This window comes from Paraburkholderia panacisoli, assembly GCF_008369935.1.
Lineage (GTDB): Bacteria > Pseudomonadota > Gammaproteobacteria > Burkholderiales > Burkholderiaceae > Paraburkholderia > Paraburkholderia panacisoli.
Window position 1 is genome coordinate 182,574 of record NZ_VTUZ01000016.1, and the last position, 19,786, is coordinate 202,359.

The 19,786-nt window shown below is 60.1% G+C and carries 17 protein-coding genes and 2 pseudogenes; 11 read left to right on the plus strand and 8 right to left on the minus strand.

What is annotated here, in order from left to right; genetic code table 11:
* Positions 1-84: 84 nt before the first annotated feature.
* The 3 genes from FVF58_RS24085 to FVF58_RS24095 form a co-directional block, all read right to left on the minus strand.
* The gene (locus tag FVF58_RS24085; protein ID WP_149672331.1) at positions 85-879 is read right to left on the minus strand and encodes an SDR family NAD(P)-dependent oxidoreductase; all 795 of its coding nucleotides are present in this window, start codon (positions 877-879) and stop codon (positions 85-87) included.
* A 946-nt stretch (positions 880-1,825) separates the two neighbouring features.
* Positions 1,826-2,962 carry an IS110 family RNA-guided transposase gene (locus tag FVF58_RS24090; protein WP_149672332.1) on the minus strand — a complete coding sequence of 379 codons (1,137 nt, stop codon included), beginning with the start codon at positions 2,960-2,962 and terminating at the stop codon, positions 1,826-1,828.
* A gap of 511 nt (positions 2,963-3,473) precedes the next feature.
* The gene (locus FVF58_RS24095) at positions 3,474-4,364 is read right to left on the minus strand and encodes a LysR family transcriptional regulator (RefSeq protein ID WP_149672333.1); all 891 of its coding nucleotides are present in this window, start codon (positions 4,362-4,364) and stop codon (positions 3,474-3,476) included.
* Between the two features lie 372 nt (positions 4,365-4,736).
* On the opposite strand from FVF58_RS24095, the gene FVF58_RS24105 reads away from it, so the two are divergent.
* The 4 genes from FVF58_RS24105 to FVF58_RS52965 all read left to right on the plus strand — a co-directional run bounded on the left by FVF58_RS24105 (position 4,737) and on the right by FVF58_RS52965 (position 7,547).
* Positions 4,737-5,786, plus strand: a complete 1,050-nt coding sequence (locus tag FVF58_RS24105) for an aldo/keto reductase (RefSeq protein WP_149672334.1) — start codon at positions 4,737-4,739, stop codon at positions 5,784-5,786.
* A gap of 248 nt (positions 5,787-6,034) precedes the next feature.
* Positions 6,035-6,196 carry a hypothetical protein gene (locus FVF58_RS51590; RefSeq protein WP_188130918.1) on the plus strand — a complete coding sequence of 54 codons (162 nt, stop codon included), beginning with the start codon at positions 6,035-6,037 and terminating at the stop codon, positions 6,194-6,196.
* A 174-nt stretch (positions 6,197-6,370) separates the two neighbouring features.
* Complete coding sequence (locus tag FVF58_RS24115) at positions 6,371-7,432, plus strand: sensor histidine kinase (RefSeq protein ID WP_246217178.1); 1,062 nt, start codon at positions 6,371-6,373, stop codon at positions 7,430-7,432.
* Positions 7,359-7,547, plus strand: a complete 189-nt coding sequence (locus tag FVF58_RS52965; protein WP_342802409.1) for an ATP-binding protein — start codon at positions 7,359-7,361, stop codon at positions 7,545-7,547. Before FVF58_RS24115 ends, FVF58_RS52965 begins: the two co-directional genes overlap by 74 nt.
* A gap of 229 nt (positions 7,548-7,776) precedes the next feature.
* On the opposite strand, the gene FVF58_RS24120 is transcribed toward FVF58_RS52965, so the two are convergent.
* Entirely contained in the window at positions 7,777-8,907 is a 1,131-nt protein-coding gene (locus FVF58_RS24120) for a sensor histidine kinase (protein ID WP_149672336.1), read from the minus strand.
* 107 nt (positions 8,908-9,014) lie between these two features.
* Here FVF58_RS24120 and FVF58_RS24125 point away from each other — a divergent pair, with 107 nt between their 5' ends.
* A complete protein-coding gene (locus tag FVF58_RS24125) occupies positions 9,015-9,404 on the plus strand; it encodes a response regulator (protein ID WP_246217179.1) in 390 nt (129 codons plus the stop codon).
* A gap of 895 nt (positions 9,405-10,299) precedes the next feature.
* Positions 10,300-11,172: an undecaprenyl-diphosphate phosphatase gene (locus FVF58_RS24135; protein ID WP_149672338.1), complete on the plus strand. Its 873-nt coding sequence runs from the start codon at positions 10,300-10,302 to the stop codon at positions 11,170-11,172.
* Positions 11,173-11,622: 450 nt separating this feature from the next.
* Here the strand turns inward: FVF58_RS24135 and FVF58_RS24140 are convergent, their stop codons facing one another.
* Positions 11,623-12,744 carry a sensor histidine kinase gene (locus FVF58_RS24140; RefSeq protein WP_149672339.1) on the minus strand — a complete coding sequence of 374 codons (1,122 nt, stop codon included), beginning with the start codon at positions 12,742-12,744 and terminating at the stop codon, positions 11,623-11,625.
* A 128-nt stretch (positions 12,745-12,872) separates the two neighbouring features.
* Here FVF58_RS24140 and FVF58_RS24145 point away from each other — a divergent pair, with 128 nt between their 5' ends.
* Positions 12,873-13,253: a response regulator gene (locus tag FVF58_RS24145; protein ID WP_149672340.1), complete on the plus strand. Its 381-nt coding sequence runs from the start codon at positions 12,873-12,875 to the stop codon at positions 13,251-13,253.
* 1,122 nt (positions 13,254-14,375) lie between these two features.
* On the opposite strand, the gene FVF58_RS52975 is transcribed toward FVF58_RS24145, so the two are convergent.
* Positions 14,376-14,693 carry a transposase gene (locus FVF58_RS52975; protein WP_246217183.1) on the minus strand — a complete coding sequence of 106 codons (318 nt, stop codon included), beginning with the start codon at positions 14,691-14,693 and terminating at the stop codon, positions 14,376-14,378.
* On the minus strand, positions 14,600-14,983 hold the full coding sequence (locus FVF58_RS52980) for a hypothetical protein (RefSeq protein WP_246217185.1): 384 nt from the start codon (positions 14,981-14,983) through the stop codon (positions 14,600-14,602). The genes FVF58_RS52975 and FVF58_RS52980 overlap by 94 nt, the downstream gene beginning before the upstream one ends.
* A 771-nt stretch (positions 14,984-15,754) precedes the next feature.
* Here FVF58_RS52980 and FVF58_RS24165 point away from each other — a divergent pair.
* Both FVF58_RS24165 and FVF58_RS24170 read left to right on the plus strand, forming a co-directional pair.
* Positions 15,755-16,009, plus strand: a pseudogene (locus FVF58_RS24165) (IS5/IS1182 family transposase); the annotation flags it as partial.
* Positions 16,010-16,750: 741 nt separating this feature from the next.
* Positions 16,751-17,248: a hypothetical protein gene (locus tag FVF58_RS24170; protein ID WP_149672342.1), complete on the plus strand. Its 498-nt coding sequence runs from the start codon at positions 16,751-16,753 to the stop codon at positions 17,246-17,248.
* Between the two features lie 745 nt (positions 17,249-17,993).
* Here the strand turns inward: FVF58_RS24170 and FVF58_RS24175 are convergent.
* Entirely contained in the window at positions 17,994-19,007 is a 1,014-nt protein-coding gene (locus FVF58_RS24175) for an IS110 family RNA-guided transposase (protein ID WP_149672343.1), read from the minus strand.
* 90 nt (positions 19,008-19,097) lie between these two features.
* On the opposite strand from FVF58_RS24175, the gene FVF58_RS24180 reads away from it, so the two are divergent.
* Together FVF58_RS24180 and FVF58_RS24185 are read left to right on the plus strand one after the other, a co-directional pair.
* Positions 19,098-19,385, plus strand: a complete 288-nt coding sequence (locus FVF58_RS24180; RefSeq protein WP_149672344.1) for a hypothetical protein — start codon at positions 19,098-19,100, stop codon at positions 19,383-19,385.
* A gap of 199 nt (positions 19,386-19,584) precedes the next feature.
* Positions 19,585-19,668: pseudogene (locus FVF58_RS24185) on the plus strand (DDE-type integrase/transposase/recombinase); the annotation flags it as partial.
* Positions 19,669-19,786 lie beyond the last annotated feature (118 nt).

Genomic DNA, 19,786 nt, shown 5'->3' on the forward strand with positions numbered 1-19,786 from the left:
CACCATCGGCCAACCTTTCCTCGGAAGTTGCCATGCCACTACCGCTCGTCAATGGGCGAAGCCGCCGGGCGAGAATCGGCCTTATTACGACCAGCCACCCGTCACCATGACATCCTCCGACGTGATCATGCGGCTGTCGTCGGCCGCGAGGAAGAGCGCCATGCGCGCGAGATCGCCGGGCTCCATTTCCTCGTCGATGCACTGGCCGCGTCGTATCTCTTCGCGACCTTCGTCGGTGAGCCACAGGTTGCGCTGCTTCTCAGTCAACACCCAGCCCGGCACGAGCGTGTTCACGCGGATCCCATACGCGCCGAGGTCCTTGGCGAACCCGCGCGTCAGGCCCTGTACTGCCGCCTTGCTCATTGCGTAAACCGGGAACTGGCTGCTCTTGAGCATCCAGCAATGCGAGCCGAGATTAATGATCGAGCCCGCGCGTGCGGCCTTCATATCCTCGACCACGGCCTGCGCTGCGAACAACTGATGCCGCACGTTAACTGCTACGCCTGCATCGAACGACTCGGGCGTAACGTCGGCGAGCGCGTGGCGGCGATCGTTCGCCGCGTTGTTCACGAGCACCTCGATCGGTCCGAATGCTGCCCGCACTTCGGCGACGGCCGCGTGCAACGCGGGAATGTTGGTGACGTCGCAGGCGACGAAGAGCGGTTTATGGCGCGCGTTACCGAGCGATTTGGCAAGAGCTGTTCCCGCGTTCGTGTCGATGTCGAGAAAGCCCACACGTGCGCCTTGCGCAACGAAGTGCTCGACGAACGAAGCGCCAATGCCACTCGCGCCGCCCGTAATGAGCACGACCCGGTCTACTAGACTGGGATAGCTCGCGTAACGTGCTTGTCCCGAAGATTTTTCGCTAGAAGTTGCCATTCACATCCCGTATTGATTAATCGCTGCGACGACGAAACCGACTGTGCGCCATGGAAGTTTTCTTGTGAGCTAAGCAGGTCCAGCTTCGTGGCGCCCTCCCGTCCGACGCCCAAATGACGCATTGTCTACGAGAAGGTGGCGATCCGCAAAGACGTGCTCGTCGTCGTGCGTTTCCAATACAACGCCGTCGAGCAAGCGACATGGGGGCCAGTGATCAAGCTGATGGACGACCCGCTGCGCCTCGGGGCCGGCCGGCAACCCGCGAAGGATGGATTTTCAACCCGAAGCGGCCTTTGTAGGCTATCCCGCAATAAGAAAATGTCTGGCTATCCAAGAGACCGCGTCGCGTCTTGCGCGCTTGCACGGTGTCCAGTGAGTGAACCTCGGCGCTGTCATGAGGTCGTCCCTTGGCAAACAGTGGCGGCGTTTGAACGACCGCTTTGGAGAAATGTGGCCGTCCGCAGTGGGTCGTGAAGACTCATTCGTCAATCGAGAGAGGAGACATTCGCCGGCACGGGTTTGCGAATGTCAGTGAAGCGAACTTCAGCCGCCGCACAGCCGGTGGTCGGTGACTGTCGGCTTCTATGGGGACTTGTTTGTCAAGCCGTGTTCGATCGTCAGGTAAACGGATCAGATTTCATCCCGGCACCTTTGTATTGCGAGTGACGTCAAGCGGTCGTGTCGCACGGTGGTTCGATCTTGATCCGAGGTCGGGGTGTGGCGAGCGTTCCAGCCAGTGCCGGAACGAACTTCTATCCGTGCAGTGCATAGATGGCCTGCACCTCATGCAGCATGCGCGCAAGGCGCACTGGCAAACCCCAGTTACCGGCGCGCCCCATCTTTGGCTTCGGTCACCGTGCGGTGACCCGCCGACGGTACGGGCGCGTCGACCTCTCATCATGATGTGTTCCTTGCCAGACCAGGCGAACGATGTTGACCCGGCACTTCAGGGGACAACAGGTTTGAGCGAGGCCCCGGCCGGGATCTCGCCGTGTTCCAGGTAGCGCCATAGCGCAATGGCAAGACGCCGTGCCAGCGCGACGATGCCCACCCGTCGCATTCGCTTGCCGTTGCCGGCAAAGCGCCGGTTGAACCACTCAGTCAGGAGGCTGCCTGGCTGGAGGCGCAGCCAGCGCCATGCCAGTTCCACGAGCATCGTACGCGCCCGGTGATTGCCTGCCTTGCTGATGCCCTGTTCGATCTGACTATCTCCGCTGTCGTAGGGCGTAGGTGTCAGCCCGAGACACCCAGCGACCTCGCGCCGGTTGGCGAATCGTCGCCAGCCGAACACTTCCTTGACCAGCACCCAGGCGCTTTTGGAGCCGATCGCACGCAGCCGCGCCAGTTGTGCCACCAGCGGGTGCTTGCCTTCGGCCAGCTCGTCGCGTCGCGCGGATTCAAGCATCTTTATCTGTTGCCTGACCAGCGCCAGGCGCGCGCTCTCACGCTCGATCTCGCCGCATAGGGTGGGCGGCACCTGCTCCCGGTGGTTGGCCCACCAGCGTGCCCAGTCGCGCCCGCCGATGATGACCGGTGGACGCACATTGTGCAGCACGAGCAGTGAGCGGATGCGATTCATGTGGGCGACGCGCTCCTGGGTCAGCCGGGCGAGTTCGCGGTGCGTGCGGCGAGCATCTTCCTGCGCGGGTGTGGGCTCGCGCAGCACCGCCCAGACGCGCTCACCGGCGTGATGGCGCCTGAGCATGGCGAGCAGCTTGTCGCCATCGAGGCGGTCGTTCTTGGGCCGCCTTGCGCGTCGGTTCACTTCGATGCTGGCAGCATCAACCACGACGTTGTCGATGCCTTGCCCGGTCAACCAGCGGTGCAGCCACCAGCCGTCGCGCCCGGCCTCATAGCAGGAGTGAACCCTGGCCTGCGGGTCGAGGCGGCAACGCTCCCTGGCCCGCCGTGCACAGTCGAGTACGGCAGCGGTGTCACCCGCGTGCACACTATAGCGGCTCGGGCCGTGCCGCCCATCGCTGGCGGTCATCTTCCAGGATTTGTCGCCGAGCTCGAAGCTTATGTACAGCTCGACCTCGATCGCCGTATTCTCGTCTTGTGGGACTGCTTGGTTCGTGGACATTTCCGTCTCCTTCGCACAGAGTTGGAAATTCCGTTTTAGCTAAACGGACCTTTCTCCGGTAGTCCCACATAGCATCTATGGCCGACGAACGAGCGCAGGCAGTTGCGTCGGCAACGACTCAAGTTCGGCCTTGTAACTCGGCGGGTACAACCGGCCACAACCTGCCGTTCAGCGAGCGGGGAAACCTGCCGTTGGAACGGCTGCATTACGAACCTGACGGACGCGCTACGCACACAATTCGGCCTTGTACTAAACCGCTGAAGCGGTAGTGGGAGGGAAGCGAAGGCGAGCGGCTAGTGTTTCATAGCTTCGTAGCCGCGATCGCTAACCAAAAAAACCTCTGCCTTATGTGAAGCTTTACATAAGGCCGAACAGCGGCCGTCCAACTCGCAAATCCGGATTTCCGTTCCCGAACTGAAGCTTGCGCCGCGAAGGACTGCTTTGCAGCGCATTCAGCCCGCGCTGCCGACCCGTTGGGTCCTTCGCAGTTTGAGCGAAGCAAACGGTTGAGTCACTGCCCCTGCACTTGACGCAAGGCTTCGACAACCAGGGCCAATGCAGGAGACGAATTGCGGCTGGCGTAGTACAGATGGTATCCGGGGAAGGTCTTCGACCAATCATCCAGAACCGAGACGAGGTGCCCTGCGGCGATGTGCTCGCCGACGGCATCGTCGGGAACCCACGCCAACCCATGCCCGGCCAACGCCGCCGCGACGATCATGTCACGCGAATTGAACACCAGCCGCCCCGTGACGTGCACATGGATGCTCTTGCCGCGCCGCTTGAACTCCCACGGCAGCAGCCCGCCGTGGGAAGGCAGGCGCAGGCAGAGGCAATCGTGCTCGGTGAGATCCTGCGGAGTACGGGGTCGAGGATAGCGCACGAAGTAGTCTGGGCTTCCGACCACAACCAGGCGCATGTCCGGCGCAATGCGCATCGCGATCATGTCTTTGGCCACATCGCCGCCCAGACGCACACCGATGTCGAAGCGCTCCGCCACAATGTCGATGAACCGGTTGTCGCTGTTGATCTCGACCTTGATGTCGGGGTACTGCGGCAGCCACGGCTGCAGCCTGGGCCAGAGCAGAGTGCGCACCGCATGCTCGGTCGCAGTGATGCGGACGGTGCCGGCCGGCTTCCCGCGCAATTCGCCCAGCACCGCCAACTCGGCTTCTATTTCTGCGAAGCGCGGGCCGACAGTCAAGTAGAGCCGCTCCCCCGCCTCGGTGGGCGACACGCTGCGCGTGGTTCGGTTGAGCAACTTCAGATCAAGCTTGCGCTCCAACGCGCGAATGGTCTGACTCAGTGCGGACTGCGTCACACCCATCTGCGCAGCAGCACGCGTGAAGCTGCCAACGCGCACGACGGCTGCGAACGCCGCCAGTTCGTCGTATCGTGCCATTGATTAGCTAGTCTTATGAGCTCATGTCGTTCCAGCAGTATAGTCAATCAGTGCCCCTCAGCCTAGAGTTCACGTCATCGATCCATGACAGGCAGACCCACAACGAAGACACGTTAACTGTGGCGCAGTGGTCTCACCGTTTCGGCCCCGGGGCAAGCCCGGGCCCGTCCGCGGGCACGACGTGTCCTTGAACAGTCTGTCGGACCTGATCGTGAAGCTGGCACTGTCGCCGACGCTCGAAGTGCGGCGCAGTCCCGGTGTGAGTCGGGCATAAAGACGGGTCGCGACCGTGCTCGCACGGAGGATTCCGCAACCCCTGTCCGGCAGCCCCCGCCAGTCGCGTCACCCTGACAACTCTCGAAGGAAATTCACATGAAGCAACGCACACTCGGCCGCACCGGCCTGTTTGTCTCCGAACTCTGCCTGGGCACCATGACCTTCGGTGGCAGTGGCGTCATCGGGAGCCAGATCGGTGACCTGCGGCAGTCCGACGCCGAACGCCTTGTGGGCCAGGCGATCGACGCCGGCATCAACTTCATCGACACCGCCGACGCCTACGCGGGGGGTATGTCGGAGCAGATCACCGGCCAGGCGCTGAAGAACCTGAAGGTGCCACGCGAGGACGTGGTCGTCGCGACCAAGGTCTTCAACGAAACCGGGCCCGGACCGAACTCCCGCGGCGCGTCGCGCGGCCACATCCTCGACGGCGTCAAGGCCAGCCTGAAGCGGCTGCAGCTCGACCACATCGATCTGTACCAGATCCACGGCTTCGACCCGGCTACGCCGATCGAGGAAACCGTGCGCGCGCTCGACCAGTTGGTGCGCCACGGCCATGTCCGGTACGTCGGCGTGTCGAACTGGGCGGCCTGGCAGATCGCCAGGGCGCTGGGCATCGCCGAACGGCTGGGGCTGTCGCGCTTCGAGTCGCTGCAGGCGTATTACACCATTGCCGGGCGCGACCTCGAACGCGAGCTGATCCCGATGCTGACGAGCGAAGGTGTCGGCCTGATGGTATGGAGCCCGCTGGCCGGCGGCCTGCTCAGCGGCAAGTACGGGCGCGAGCAGCAAGGCGAGGAAGGCAGCCGCCGCACCACCTTCGATTTCCCGCCGGTGAACCGTGATCGGGCCTACAACTGCATCGACGCTATGCGCCTGATCGCGCAGGCGCATAGCGTCTCGGTGGCCCAAGTGGCGTTGGCCTGGCTGCTGCACCAACCGAATCTCACCAGCGTGATCGTCGGTGCCAGGCGGGCCGAACAGCTCGCCGACAACCTGGCGGCCACAAACGTAACGCTGAGCGCCGACGAGCTTGCGACCCTGGACGAAGTGAGCCGCCTGCCGGCCGAGTACCCCGGCTGGATGTTCGAGCGTCAAGGCGAGGTTAGGCGCAAACAGTTGCTGGAGGCGCGCGTGGACCCGTGACGCTCGACACCAAAGCAGCAAGCCCGCTGTCCGTCGCACGCTTGACTGCGTGGTTCGCGCTCGTTGAACTCGCAAGGATCCGGGCCGGTCGGGCAACCAGCCTCAGCGACCCATCATGGGCGCCGGCAGTTGAGCGCCGATCATGGCGAAGCTGGATGCGCTGCGGACAGAGTACGAAAAGTGGAAGGACGTAGCCTGGCGCACGTACTTCTCGTCAGGGAGAGAGCACGTTGGAACGCAGACGTGGCGTGGCCTTTGTCGTCGACATGACCGAGCAGAAGCGCGCAGAGGAGTCGCGCGAGGAACACCTCTGGTTCCTTGAGTGCATGGACCGCATCAACCGCGCCATGCAGCGAACGCACGAGGTCGAGGCGCCGCCAGCGAAAAGACGGCAGTCTCTTTCCCGTTGAGGTGCGTGCACGGGTGTTCAACCACAGTGGCCGCCTTTTCGCCATCGCGCTCGCGCGTGACATGACCGATCGCAGACACCGCGAACAGCGCCTGCTCGCGGAATTCAGCGTCGCGAGCACGCTGTCGGAAGCTGGCACGCTCGATGAGGCGGTACCCCGCATTCTGCACGAAACATGCAAGGCGTTCGATTGGGATTCTGGCGCGTCGATCTGGAGGCGGACGTGCTGGTGTGCGTGCAGGCATGGCCCCCGGCCGCCTTCGCGCGGGCCGGTTCCAAGCTATCCGGGACGGCCGGCCTCGACATGGGGCTCCCCGGGCGAGCATGGTCGAGCGGCGCACCCGTGTGCATACCCGACATGGCGCTCAATGCTGGGTTCGAGCGGCTGGAATCTGCCGCGAATGCGGGGTTCCACGCCGCCTTCCCGGTCACGCTCAAGAGTGGCGTAGTGGGCGTGTTCGAATTTTTCAGCGACGAGGTCCGCGACGCCGATCCCGAACTCTTGCAGATGATGGCCACAGTCGGCTACCAGGTCGGGCAATTCATCGAGCGCACGCGAGCAGAAGAAGCGCTGCGACATGCACGGGAAAAGCTCGCTCAAGCGTCACGGATGGCGACTGTCGCCGAGCTGTCTGCGTCCATCGCGCACGAAATTAACCAACCTCTGCAGGCCGTGTTGGCCAATGGCCAGGCGTGCCGGCGCTGGCTCGCCGCGACGCCGCCCGACATCGAGCAAGCCCGTCTCAGCGCAGAGGCCCTCGTCCGTGATGCTAAAGCCACGGCGGACGTGGTAGGCCGCATTCGCGCGCTGTTCAGGCGCACGGCTCCGGCAAAGGCCCGACTTGACATGAACAAGCTGATTGTTCAGGTCTGCAAGCTGATGGCTGACGACATTCACGGGAACGTGATATCGCTGGAAACGCAGCTAGCCCGGGACGTACCGATTATCAGAGCCGACGCGATGCAGATTCAGCAGGTGATCGTCAACCTCGTGCGCAACGCTATCGAGGCACTGGCAGCGACGAAGGTACTGCCGAAGTCACTATTGATCCGCTCCCGGCGCGACGGGGACAACGTGGTGGTCGACGTTCGTGATGAAGGGTACGGGGCTAGCGAATCTGGTGCCGGTCTTCGAGCCCTTTGTCACCACAAAGGAAACTGGCATGGGCATGGGTCTGGCGATCTGTCGCTCGATCGTCGAAGCACACGCCGGGCGTATTTGGGTCGTTCACAATGAGCTCCGTGGCGTGACCTTCAGCTTCTGCCTTCCGAGTAAGACTTCGGATGCAAGGAGGAAGCCCTGTGGACCAAATTCGCTGCAGATGGGGTCGCTTCAGAAAGCGGGAGAGTGATGTTAGCGAGCCACGGAGGCAACGAACGGCCCACTTCCGATACCGCTGCCCGATGAGCGGCTGCACTACTTCCTCCCACAGCCGACGTTCGACTGCACGCCCAACGCCGGTCAGCTTTTTGAGTACAGCGGCCACTCGACGCACGGGGCCCCGTTGGCGATCGAGATGCCGAATGCGAGATGCAGCGCAACAAACTGTGGTGGAGACTGCGGGTAGAAGGCCGTCGAGCTCAGTGCCCAGGCGCCGGAAAGCGAGGAATATGCACTGTAAAGCTCGTCCCGCCTTCTGTCGATTCGGCCTGAATGGTGCCATTATGCGCACGTGCGATGGACCGGCAGATGTAAAGACCCAGGCCCATGCTCGAAGACGTCCCGCTTTGCCTGTGCGAAGTGCTTGCCCGCGTCAATGGATCAAAGAGCGTCGGCAGGGCCGCCGCCGGTATCGGGTTGCCTGCGTTCGACACGATGAGAGTCATCTGCGCACCGTGACCGAGAGCCTTCAGGCTTATGTTTCCTGAGCCGTGCTGGACTGCGTTCACGAGCAGGTTAACGAGCAATTGGCCGATACGGGCGCCGTCCCACTCGCCGTCGAGCTCCCCCGTAAAGCGCACGTCGATCCGTGCATCCGGATACGAAGCGCGCACTTCATCTGCCGCATCGTTGCAGATACGCCCGATACCCTGTGGCACAAAATCGACTGGAAGCGTGTCACCCAGGCGGGTACGCGTGAAGACGAGAAGATCGTCAATCATCTGCCTCATGCGCACGACGCCACGTTGCGCGATCGCGACTGCTCTCACGGAGGATGACGACAGACCCGTGTCATGCAGAATAACCTCCGCCGAATTCAATATCGCGCCAAGAGGGGAACGCAGGTCGTGTGCAAGTACGCCGGCAAGCAGATCCCGGATGCGCTCCGTCCGTTGCGCGTACTGCCGGACCGATTCCGAGAGCATCTGATCGATTGCCTCATTGAACCGGATCATCTCCTGAAAAGCATCTCCATCGTCCGGCGACGTCTGCTGCCATCGCCGCAGCACAGTGGCGCGCAGGGCTCGGTACTCCGCTACCACATCGTTGATTCCATAACCCTGCGCGAGACGATCGTCTGCGTGCTGCTGGGCAACCCGATCGACACCGGATTCAGGATTGTGCTGGCCGCCACGCGACTTGGCCTGCCGCTGTGCCTCGGTCTGCGGCTCGCGCATATCTGCCGAGATCCGGATCAGAATATCGCGAGCCGAGTTCCGCAACTCGCTTGCGGTGAGGTGGCTGTCCTTCAGGCTGATCGTGCCGGCATACTCCGCCCACTCGTCAATCAGCTCGGGAAGGTTTGCTTCGATAAAGTCCGACAGGCTCATAATCCCCTCGGTTTGCTTAATGGTGCGAGAGATACGCAATTTTTTTGCCACCGCAGTGCAAGGCGCGTGCCGGGAACAGCGGGCACACTGCACACTGGACGCCACGCGTGCTACCCCAGCGGCAAACGGACCATCAGCGTCGGCTGCTCGTCGTTGACGACTACCGGCCTGGCGCTGAAGCAATCACTGCATCACTTTCCTTATCGGGATATGAAGTCCAATTCGTCCTGAGCGGGATGGCGGTCGCCCACGTCATTAACGGCTGGACACCGGACATCGCGGTGGTGGACATCAACATGCCCGGCGTGGACGGGTTTGAGGTCGCACGGCAACTCCGGCAGGACGAGCAGACTCGGCATGTCGTAATTGTAGTTTTTACCGCCCAGGATGAATTCACGATCCGCGCGAAAGGGATCGCGGGCGGATTTGACGGATACTGCCAGAAAGGCCGAGCCTCCGATTTATTGCTGCGTCTACTCGAACAGATTGCCGGCTAGCCGCCCGGACGGACGGGTCAAGCTCAGGTGGACCTTGCAGATAGTGGCGCCGACGACCAACTCGCCACGGAGGCCTTGGGCGTAGGGCTTTCGTAAGTTCACTGTGCAAAGATCAAAATCCGCCGCTCCCGGTCAGGAAGTGACAGCCATGAACCAGACCAGTACAAATCTCACGGCCCCTCTCCTTTCCGCCGACTCGACATTATGGTTTTCGGCCTACGGCTTCGGTTGGGGATACTCTGCCTTTGCGCTCTCTGCTGAAACAGTGCGAACGAGACCCCGAAGCAATTGATGCTTGCCTTCGAGCTTGGCAAGCACCGACTTTTGCGGGCTGTGGAGGAGAAAGCGTTGCCGAGCACTGGCGAACGGATAACGCTGTCGGCGGCTGATCTCTGACGACGGACTAACGCGTCGCTGTATTACGGAATTGCGATACCGGGTGCGCGCTACGAACGTCCGCTGCGGCATGCAGAACTGTCTTTTGAATGCCCGTCTAAATCCGTGGGCGAAAGGCTGAACGTTGCCCGAACCCGGTCCGACGCCGAGACCGCCGAGGTAGCCGCCGTCGACGATCTGTATCCGGCAGAAGTCGGACCCGTTTCGGTCAGTCGACTAATCCACAAAGCAGCCATTCTCTGTCAGCGCCTGATTTGTACCGTTTCCCGTTCTTGCTCAACTGATACCAAAATTGTCCTCTCCGGATACGCCGCATCTCGCGGTACCCTGTACTTACTTAATCGCCCACGTACGGTAGCTGTGACTCGGCATTGCTATCAAATATCCCGGCCGTAGAAGTCGCGCCCCTGACACTTGCAAATGGTAAGGTTTCGCGCGATGTGCTGGCAGCATTCATCCGGTACAACTCACAACACCTTGCCCGGAAAGGAGAGTATTTTTGGCAAACACATGTTCTGGTGGCCTCGATATCGGCTTCGCCTCCCTAAGCTATCTGCAGATTGGATTTTTGGGTGTCGTTCAAGGCATCACTGAGTTGCTGCCCATCTCATCGACCGCGCACATGCGCATCTTGCCGGCCATGCTCGGCTGGCACGACCCGGGATCGGCTTTTTCCGCAGCAATGCAACTGGCTGCACTGGCAGCGGTGGTCAGTTACTTCTGGCGCGACGTGCAAGGCGTCGTAGTGGGAAGCGTCACGGCCATCCGGCGGCGTACCTACCAGGATGACTCGCTTCGCCTGGCAATAGCAATCGTGCTTGCGACGGTGCCCATTGGCGTCGCTGGCCTTGCTCTGTCGTCTACGCTTAATGCTTGCGGCACACCGTTGAGAAGTCTGTCCGTGATTGGTGGCTCCTGCATTGTGATGGCCATTTTGCTAGCCATCGCAGAAGTCATCTGTAGTCATCGCCGCACAGTCAAAGAGATGCGTTTGCGCGACGCACTCATTGTGGGACTCGCGCAGGTAGGCGCCCTGATTCCAGGTGTATCGCGTTCCGGATCGACTCTGACGGCGGCGCTCTTTCTCAACTTCAAGCGTGAGGAGGCCGCACGCTTCTCTTTTCTGCTTGGACTACCCGCCATTGCATTAGCCGGACTGAAAGAGCTTTGGGTACTCTTTCATGCGCACATTCCGCTCGAAGCGTGGTCGCTGCTGCTCTTTGGATTGGTGGTCGCAGGCGCGTCTGCATTTGTTGCCATTTGGGGACTCATGAAGGTTCTCGAGAAGTTCTCCACATGGCCATTTATTGTCTATCGCGGGGCGCTTGGCGTGTTTCTGCTGGTCGCCGCGCAGTTCAACCTGCTTAGCTAGCAATGCAGAAGCCGCGAACGTGATCGCCTGCTACAACGGTCGGTTCAGCGAAAAAGATGATGCGTTAGAGGGTAGTCAATATCGCTGCCTCTATGTACCACCTCGGGAGCATCGATAGCCGAGTGTGTTCAGGACAACACCGGTAATGCTGGGTGTCAACGATTCACGCGCGGTTGTCGAAGGGTCCGTTCCTGGCCGACTACCGCCCGATGCGGTCAGCCGAAGCCGACCCCGAAGCGGCCACCGGTGTTCGCCGAAAGCGGACATCCGGGAGCTTCGCCTGCGAACGGTTATTGTCGGCAAGGCGAACGAGCTGGATGACGCGCAAAGACTTTGCGCGTGGTCATGAAGGATGATCGGATGATCGCCCCCACGCTCCAGAACGGCGATCGCGAGCGTCCGCACCAAACGCACGCCAGCGGTCGGTCCGCACATCGGACCTCATGAGCGCTACTGCTGGCGCGGCAGGCGCACAGCGAACACGGTTTCTGTCTCGTCGGACCGCGCCTCGATCTCGCCCCCATGGGCCTTGGCAATCGCGCGCGCGATATACAGTCCGAGCCCCAGATTGCCGTCCGCATCATACGAGTCTTGATGATTCAGGCCACGCTGGAGCGGATCAAAGATCCGCTCCAGCGTCATGCGCTCGATGGCGGGCCCGCGGTTCCTGACCTCGAAACGAACGTCCCGCTCCTCGCCGGTCATCACTACTCGCACTGGCGCGTCCGGCGCTCCGTACTTGATCGCATTCAAAACCAGATTGCCAAGCAACTGCTGCAGACGGCGGCCGTCCCAAACACCCCGACAGTCACCGTCCACGTCCAGATCGACCCGATGGTCTGGATGCGCTGCCCGCAACTGATCGAGTTCATCGGCCAGCACTTTTTCCAGGTCGGCATCGGTCGGCGCGATATTGATACCCAAGCCCAGTCTGGTTCGATTGAAATCAAGCATATCGTTCAGAAGGGCCTGCATGCGAGCGCCGCTTCTGATCAAACGGGATGCGGCTACGGACACCTGCTCCCCAGCGTTCAGCGCCGCCAGATATTGGGCCGTCATCAGGATGGTCTGGAGCGGGCTGCGCATATCGTGCCCGAGCATGCCAAGCAAGAGGTTACGAGCCTGGTCTACTTGCGCGCTGAAATGACCGACCGACTCGGCAAGTGCCTGGTCAATGGCCTCGTTGAACCGGATGACATCATCCGGATGTGGGGCTTCGGGCTGACATTCGTCCATCCAGAGGCGCAGGACGCTGGCGCGCAAGGCGCGGTATTCGGCAGCCAACTGGTTGATGTCGAACCCGCCTCGCGCCCGCAAAAGGGCGTGCGTCTGCGCGGCGGTCTCTCGAGCTCCGATCAGTACGGGGGCGCGTCCCATTGACTTTTCGGTTTGCGCCTCCCTGGTCTGGGCCGTCGAAAGATCCTTCGCTACAGCTTGCAGAATCTGTTGCGCATGGTCTCGCAGAGCGAGCGATTGCATGTTTGCGGCTGCCGGCAACAGGGTGCCGGCAAACGCCTCCCATTGCGCCAGAATCGTTTCCATGTCGCGCAGGATGAAGTCAGCTAATCGCATGTGTGCCCTCAAAGAAGCTGAAAAAGTCAATATGGGGCAATCGCTGAACCTATATTACGCGCAGGTAGCTGCTTTGATTCTATCGGGTCCCTAAATTGCGTGACATAGGTGGCAACCTACAGGAACCCATGTCCACTGCGAAAGCGGAGCGCTTACTCATTGCGGACGACGACGCGAATCTGGTCGAGGCCTATGTGTCGTTCTTCGAAGCTTACGGTTACGCCGTCCAGACGGCTGTAGACGGTGTAGGCGCGCTCGCTGCGTACTCCGCATGGCGTCCTGACGTGGTGATACTCGATATCCAGATGCCTCGCGTCGACGGCCACGCGGTGGCGAGAGAAATCCGGCGCATAGGTTTCGCCCCCCGCCCGTTCCTGCTGGCGGTGACCGCACTGCATGCGCCCGGAGAAAAAACGGAATCGTTCAAGGCCGGCTTCGATCACCACTTTGTAAAACCGGCCCGACTACCGGTCATTCTGGCTGCAATAGCGTCCCGCCCAACCATTTGAGACCGGACGTCCTATGGGAAAGAAAATCGAAAGCAGCACTGCGCGGCTGCTTCCGTGGCCCGATTGACCAAGCGTATATGACCGATCCAGGCATTTTGTAAGCATCATCGTCGGTCCGGTATAGATGGCCGTTGTTGCCGGCAAATGTTCTTACGCTCAATCGTACGAAAAATTTGCTCCACGGACGCCACCTTGCGCCGGTGAGAGTGATTTATTGAAGTAGAACGGGGGAACTGGAATGCCGAAGAAAACTATCTCAGGCACCGCGATGACGCTGGGCCGTGTGACATACATGTTGGAACTGGCAAGGGGTAGTTCGCATATCGCCAGTACGCGCAAACCGGAGACATTGAACCATGCTATCGCAGAGGTGCTTGAGGGGTTCCGCCACTTGCACGGCGTGCCGGAATTGGGCGTTTTCCGGGAACTCCTTGCGCAGGACGTCGAGCGACGGGGAAATCAGGGTGCCGCGTCCGCTGTACGCAGTTTCGACCCGAGAGAGGGGACGAAAACATTTCCGATTCGGTTTGGGGATCGGCCTGAAAAGATTCTGGTTCGCTCCGAGGGAACAACGCTATCCAAGAGAGTGGCCCCGTGCACCAAGGGCCAATGAGAAGGAACGGCTTTGCCGGGTCCCGACAAACGGGCTAACCGCGTGCTCGGGTTTTCTGCTGGGCTTCGCGCGCAATCGGTGTAGGTCGCCGGCGACCAGTCAGACTCGCTTCCGGCAACAAGACCCTAACGACAGTCGGCGGCCCGCGTCGGCAGCACGTCGCTGCTGCCGCCCCGGCTAGCCCAATGCTTCCTTGATGGAGTCTGATATGAAAAATCCATGGACTAAAAAGAACCCCTTTCTCAGCATGTGGCTGAGCGGGGCGAATACGGTGGCGGGCTCGGCGAGAGGTCACGCAACGGCAGCAGCCAAACGCGGAACCGCAGCTTTCTGGACTGCTGCGTTGACGCCCCCGAAACCGAAACCGAAGAAGAAAGCGCGACGTTGACCTGTGCATCCGAAAATTGGCAGTGTGAAAGTGCCGCGCGCGCCGCTCCTTTGCCGCGGATATCACGACCCGTCCACTTTGGCATAAATCTCTCGCCGTTTAGCGGGAGTCGTCCATCACATCAGAACCAGGACGATCGCCAGACGCCGTGCGAACGCGACGATACCGATGCGCCGCAGCCCCTTGCCCGTGCCGGCAAAGCGTTCGTTGAATCAATGGCTGAGCTGGCTGCCGGGCTCAGCCAGCTCCAGGCGAGCTCCGCCATCAGCCACCGGCATCGCCGGTTCCCCGCCTTGCTGATCCCCAGTTCAACCTCGCTGGTGCCGCTGGCGTACGGCGTGGGCGTCAGCCCCAGGCAGCCGGCCAGTTCCCGGCGGTTGCGAAACTGGCGCCACCCGAACCGCTCCCTGACCAGCGTCCATGCGCTGCCCGCTCCGATAGCTCCTGTTGTACTTCGAGCAGGCGGATCTGCTGGCGCACCAGCGGGAACCGCTCGCATTCGCAGTCAATCTCGGCGCGCAGGCCGGGTGCCAGCAGCTCGCGCTGCCGGGCCCACCAGTGCGTCCAGATGCGGCCGCCGACATACCTGACGCGCAGGTTGTGGAGCACGAGCAGGGAGCGGATGCGGTGGGTGTGCGCGCTACGCTCCTGCCGCACGCGTTCGAGCTCGAACTGCAGGTGCCGGTCGTCTTCCTGCTCTGGCGCCGGGATGCGCGCGATCGCCCACACCGCCGCTCGCCCGTACCTATTGTGTATAACACGCGTCCACTAATATATTCTTTATTTTCGGGGCGGAAAGCGGTCTGCTGGGCGCTGAGACTCTAATCTCCTGATTTTTCCATTCATCACCTGCGTCTACCACTGTCGAATTACTTGAGTTAAGCGAAGCCCTTACTGTGAGAGAAGGAAGCCCTAATCCCCCTGGAATCTCCGTATCATACTCACCAAAAATAGTGTAATACACAGTTCTGGATGTCATTTTTTTATCAGCGAATACGCGAACTTTTAGTGTCAGGTTTTGCTCTTCGAAATCAGACGATACGAATTTAGAGAATGAAAGGGACTTCCCCGTCCCGAGGCTGCGGCGGAAGCCGCGAGTCGGCATCGACGTGCCATGATGAAGTTTCGAACGTTCATCAACACCAGCGAGAGGGGAAGTCCATGTCTATTGTCACTATCGGAATAACACTTCATGCAAGCGCTAACGTTTCCGCTTTTGAAAACAACCATCGAAAGCTGAAGCGGCCGGTGCCAACATGCGGTCGGTCATCGCTATAGAACGACGCGCATGAAAAACGCCTTTTTCAATCGCGTGGTCGATTCGATTTGATATCCAGGTGCCTATGCCGCGCTAGCAGCGTTACTGAACAAACTTCCTTGTGATTGTTGTACCGTCACAACAGGCATCGAATCGCACTGATCGGGCGCATTCCCTTTCACAGCAAGCGATTCGACGTCTTGGCCGCTAGCATCCCTGTGAACACGGCTAGCAGCATTTGTGAACACCAACAACTGGAAGCCACGCAGCGTCGACTCGATCGGAAGCCTGATGCAATGACCATCCGAAGAAGCACCGTTGAACACGTCTTCGGCACGCTGAACCATTGGATGGGTGCCACACACTTCGTGACCCGGACGCTCGGGCGGGTGAGCACCGAGATGAGTCTTCAGGTACTGCCATACAACCTCAAGCGAGTCATGAATATACTTGAGGCTGCGAGGACAATTAAGGCAATAAGGATGGCTGGAAGCTGAGGCCTTGAAGGGCTTCTTGCGCTCGCGATGCTCGAATAGCGCATGCTCGACGCATCTAACTTGATTGACCCGACCGGCAACCTCGCCCTCAACCGCGAAAATCGAGTTTCCACACGCCCTCGGCCATATGACGACGCGATCGCCCCCCGGTGAGCACAGCCTATATAGCATCAGCGTATTAGCGGATCGGGTGATGTGCTATCGGACTATGGCCCCATAGCAGCGCCGCACGGAGGCGATCCGTTCGACGCCTCGCGAGGTTCAGGGATCACCAGAGGCTACCGGCTCATGCTGGCAGGTAAGCGGACCTTCAGAGACGTTCTCTGAAGGCAGGTCGTCCAATTCGCCGAATGCCCTCAACCTCATCGCTCGTCCTTCGCCCGCTGATCGTCCCGCTGCATTCGCCGTGCCGGAGAACCATCGTCCGAGCCAATCGCCCTCACCCAGAATGAACAACCGTACTCGGGGCGCCGCGCCTCGCCGATTCACTAGCGCGAAACGACGCCTGGAAAGGGGGCCGAACCTTTATGCACAAGGAGCGATCTCTGGCCAGGTTCCCTGCATGGAGACAGATGGCGAGATGGCGAGTAACGCCCGAAAACCATGGGCGAGCGGATCAAACATTGATTGAAGATAAGCCCGTCTTAAGGTGATTTTGATACGCTGGCCATGGAACGAATACAGCTGGAATAAATCGGCATTGGTTCTGAACCAACTCCAAACCAATTCGAGGTGTAACGGATGACAATCCTTCGCCACTTCATCCTTCTCTGCGCCGTTACGCTCTTCGCCATTTCTGCGAATGCTGCGTTACCGGCACCAAACGATGCTGCGTCGTCCATCTACGCTCAACGCCTTGCCGATCAGATTGCACACAATCACGTCGGGATCATGGATGTCATCTTTCATGTGACTCCACCCGGCAAAACAAAGAATATTGCCGTCGCCTCCCATATAACCGGCGAGCGCGGCAAACCGTCTGGAGACGACGAACTCGGTGTAATCCGCACAGGCAAACCACTGGTCGAAATACAGAAAGATGGCGTCCGCATTGGGGTGCTCGTGCCGCTCATGGACGACCACGGCAATACCATCGGCGCACTCGGCATTGTCTACGCTTACCATAGAGGCCAAGCCGAGCAGCCTTTCTTGATGCGGTCGATGGGAATTCGCAACTCCATCGCAAAGCGCATCTCGTCGGAAGCGGATTTGTTCGTCCGTAACGCGCCCGGCGCCTGAATGGTCCGCTTCTTGAATACCCGGAAACTGTAGCCGAGCTGAGCGATCTGGAGAAGCACCTGGAAAGCGTCAAACGGAGTCCCTGACACCGCAATGTTCCGCACTCTGACGGAACATTCTCAAAAATTCCGACCCGACGTCTGGCAGACTTTTGGGTCCGATATTTTAGTCACAAATAGTTAGTTTTCCTTATTGATGCAAAACTTGATATCTCGAATGCAGCATCGCCCCGCGTCTGTGAAGACAATGAATAGCCGATCCGGTTTGTCGCCCCGGCCGAACTGGCTGCCGTAGAGCGAAGTAAAGTCGTCACCAAAAACGAAGTAAAGTCGTCACCCATTGAAAGGCCGAGGTCAACGGGTAAATCGTCTCCCTGACGCCTTGTCTTGCGTCGTCGCAAAGGGTCTCGGCCACTCCGTGCCGCGAAGCATGATGACGCGTCCGGTCTCTCTTTAGATGGTTGCGGAACTGATCCGCACCAGTCACCCATCGGGATCAAGGCAAGCGCCGCTGAACTGGCATTTGCCCCTGGCTCACATCGAGCTCCAGAAAACCGTCGGTACCAGGCCAATGTCCAGGAGTACATGACAATTCGAGGGTTACCCACGTGCGGGCACCAGACAGTTGTCGGCTCATGGTCTGGGCGTCTCAGTGATCTCGCTATATCGGGATGGCCGGGGTCGGGCCCAATCAATTCACTGGTTCGGTACCAACAACTTTACCGGGCTCGCGGCCCCCGCCAAACTTAGCCAAAACATCGTTGAGCCTCAAAGGGTTTGCCGTCGCGCATCATGTAATAGGCCGCACGCGCCAGCTTGTGCGCGAGTGCCTTCATTGCGACGACAGGCAGGCGCTTCGCTTTCTTGCGTTCATAAAAGCGTCTTGCCTGCGTGCAGCAACGCAGCGCGACCGCTGCGGCCTCGATGAATGCCCAGGAGAGGTACTTGTTGCCGTTCCTGGCATTGCCTTCGCCCTTCTTCTTGCCGTTAGAGATCCGCTTGCTCTCGACGCATCGGCAATAGGAACTGAAATGGCCAACGCCGGGAAATCGCTTGATGGTCCCTGTTTCGAGCATGATCGTCGCAGCAAGGATGTCGCCGATTCCGGGCGTGGTCTTCAGGATCTGGAACTCGGGCCGCAGCTTCACTTCCTGATGGAGGATGGTCTCGAGAGAGGCAATCTCCATGCGCAACGTGCGCAATACCGCGAGGTTTGCCATCAGTGAGCGCTCGACATATGCCGGCAGCCCGAGTGCGTGCACCACTGCGTCGTCGAGACGCTGTACCTGTTCGCCATTGATGTGCAGGTTCAACTGTCTGGCGAGCAGGCTTTCAATACTCAGGATGTGCAGCGTGCGTTGCTGTACAAGCTGCATGCGCTTGCGTGCGAGGTCACGCAAGGAGCGCTCCTGCGGCGGGTAGATGTAGCCTTCGGGCAGCAGTCCGAGCCGGAAAACACGGGCGAGGAATACGGCGTCGCGTTTGTCATCCGCGTACTTCAGGCCCTCGTACTGCTTGATGGCTGCGGTATTGGCCAGATGGACGACGAAGCCGGCGGCCATCAGTCCGTCAACGAGCCAGTACCAGTTGTAGGTCGATTCCACCACCACTCCCTGCAGTTCGGCATGCCAGGGCGCCAGAGCCGCCACAATCAGTGAAAGGTCGTTGGTCAACCGCTTGCAGTACAGCACCCGGTCCTGGTCGTCGATCACGGCGACCACGGCGTTATTCGAGTGCAGATCGATGCCGCTATACTTCATTTCAGCCTCCTGAACGGGTCGGTTGAGCGTGTGCACCTCAACTCTAGACCCTGGCCGCCCCCTTCCTCGGGGCGGCCAGGAGGCCTTTCAATGATTATCAACACCCGGTTTTGCGTGTCGCGCACGGCAGTTTTGTGCCGTCGATCATTGGAAGCTTCTCAAGCGCCGCCTTGCTACCTGAGCCCGCGAGCTACAGGTCGCCGTCGTCAATTCCAAGGCAAAATCTGCCTGCCACGCGATTATGGAAGTGTCGCGCGATGGCAATACGATGCTCTTTGCGCATCGCTGGCTTTGTTGCAAAAGCTGGAGGAGATCGGGTCGCGTAAAGCGCGCCGCAGCGCGCACAACGATACGGCGAGCCCACAAGACGCGCGTTGATAATGTAGGGAGTCTCCTGCCCGCAATGCTGGCATTTCGTTTCAAGCTTCTGTCGGTGAGCGGGACAGCGGTTTTCACTGAACATCTGGTACGTCACGCTGTGATGACCAAACGATGTGCATTGCCTGCAGTACCGGATTGGAGTCGGAAGCCCCGAATGGCGGCCGGCACCTGCTTCGGCGCGCTTGCGTTCTTGTTCTGGCGAGCAGTTGATCAGCACGGTGCCGAACTCGATATCCTGTTGCAAAAGCGTCGCGATAAGGCTGCAGCCAAGCGGTTTTTCCAGCGCGTGCCGTTTTACCAGACTCACCGTTCGAGGTCTCATCGTGAATATCAGCGTCTATGGAACACTGGTCGCTACATCCCTTGTCCTTCTCCTGGGCGAGCGACTCGTCGAGCGG

What these genes read in the sequence shown, in the direction of transcription:
- FVF58_RS24140 (WP_149672339.1), bottom strand. Translation starts at nt 12,744, where the DNA reads ATGCGATTAGCTGACTTCATCCTGCGCGACATGGAAACGATTCTGGCG.
- FVF58_RS24095 (WP_149672333.1), bottom strand. Translation starts at nt 4,364, where the DNA reads ATGGCACGATACGACGAACTGGCGGCGTTCGCAGCCGTCGTGCGCGTT.
- FVF58_RS52965 (WP_342802409.1), top strand. Translation starts at nt 7,359, where the DNA reads ATGGGCATGGGTCTGGCGATCTGTCGCTCGATCGTCGAAGCACACGCC.
- FVF58_RS24145 (WP_149672340.1), top strand. Translation starts at nt 12,873, where the DNA reads ATGTCCACTGCGAAAGCGGAGCGCTTACTCATTGCGGACGACGACGCG.
- FVF58_RS24120 (WP_149672336.1), bottom strand. Translation starts at nt 8,907, where the DNA reads ATGAGCCTGTCGGACTTTATCGAAGCAAACCTTCCCGAGCTGATTGAC.
- FVF58_RS24105 (WP_149672334.1), top strand. Translation starts at nt 4,737, where the DNA reads ATGAAGCAACGCACACTCGGCCGCACCGGCCTGTTTGTCTCCGAACTC.
- FVF58_RS24085 (WP_149672331.1), bottom strand. Translation starts at nt 879, where the DNA reads ATGGCAACTTCTAGCGAAAAATCTTCGGGACAAGCACGTTACGCGAGC.
- FVF58_RS24170 (WP_149672342.1), top strand. Translation starts at nt 16,751, where the DNA reads ATGACAATCCTTCGCCACTTCATCCTTCTCTGCGCCGTTACGCTCTTC.
- FVF58_RS24175 (WP_149672343.1), bottom strand. Translation starts at nt 19,007, where the DNA reads ATGAAGTATAGCGGCATCGATCTGCACTCGAATAACGCCGTGGTCGCC.
- FVF58_RS24180 (WP_149672344.1), top strand. Translation starts at nt 19,098, where the DNA reads ATGATTATCAACACCCGGTTTTGCGTGTCGCGCACGGCAGTTTTGTGC.
- FVF58_RS24115 (WP_246217178.1), top strand. Translation starts at nt 6,371, where the DNA reads ATGCAAGGCGTTCGATTGGGATTCTGGCGCGTCGATCTGGAGGCGGAC.
- FVF58_RS24090 (WP_149672332.1), bottom strand. Translation starts at nt 2,962, where the DNA reads ATGTCCACGAACCAAGCAGTCCCACAAGACGAGAATACGGCGATCGAG.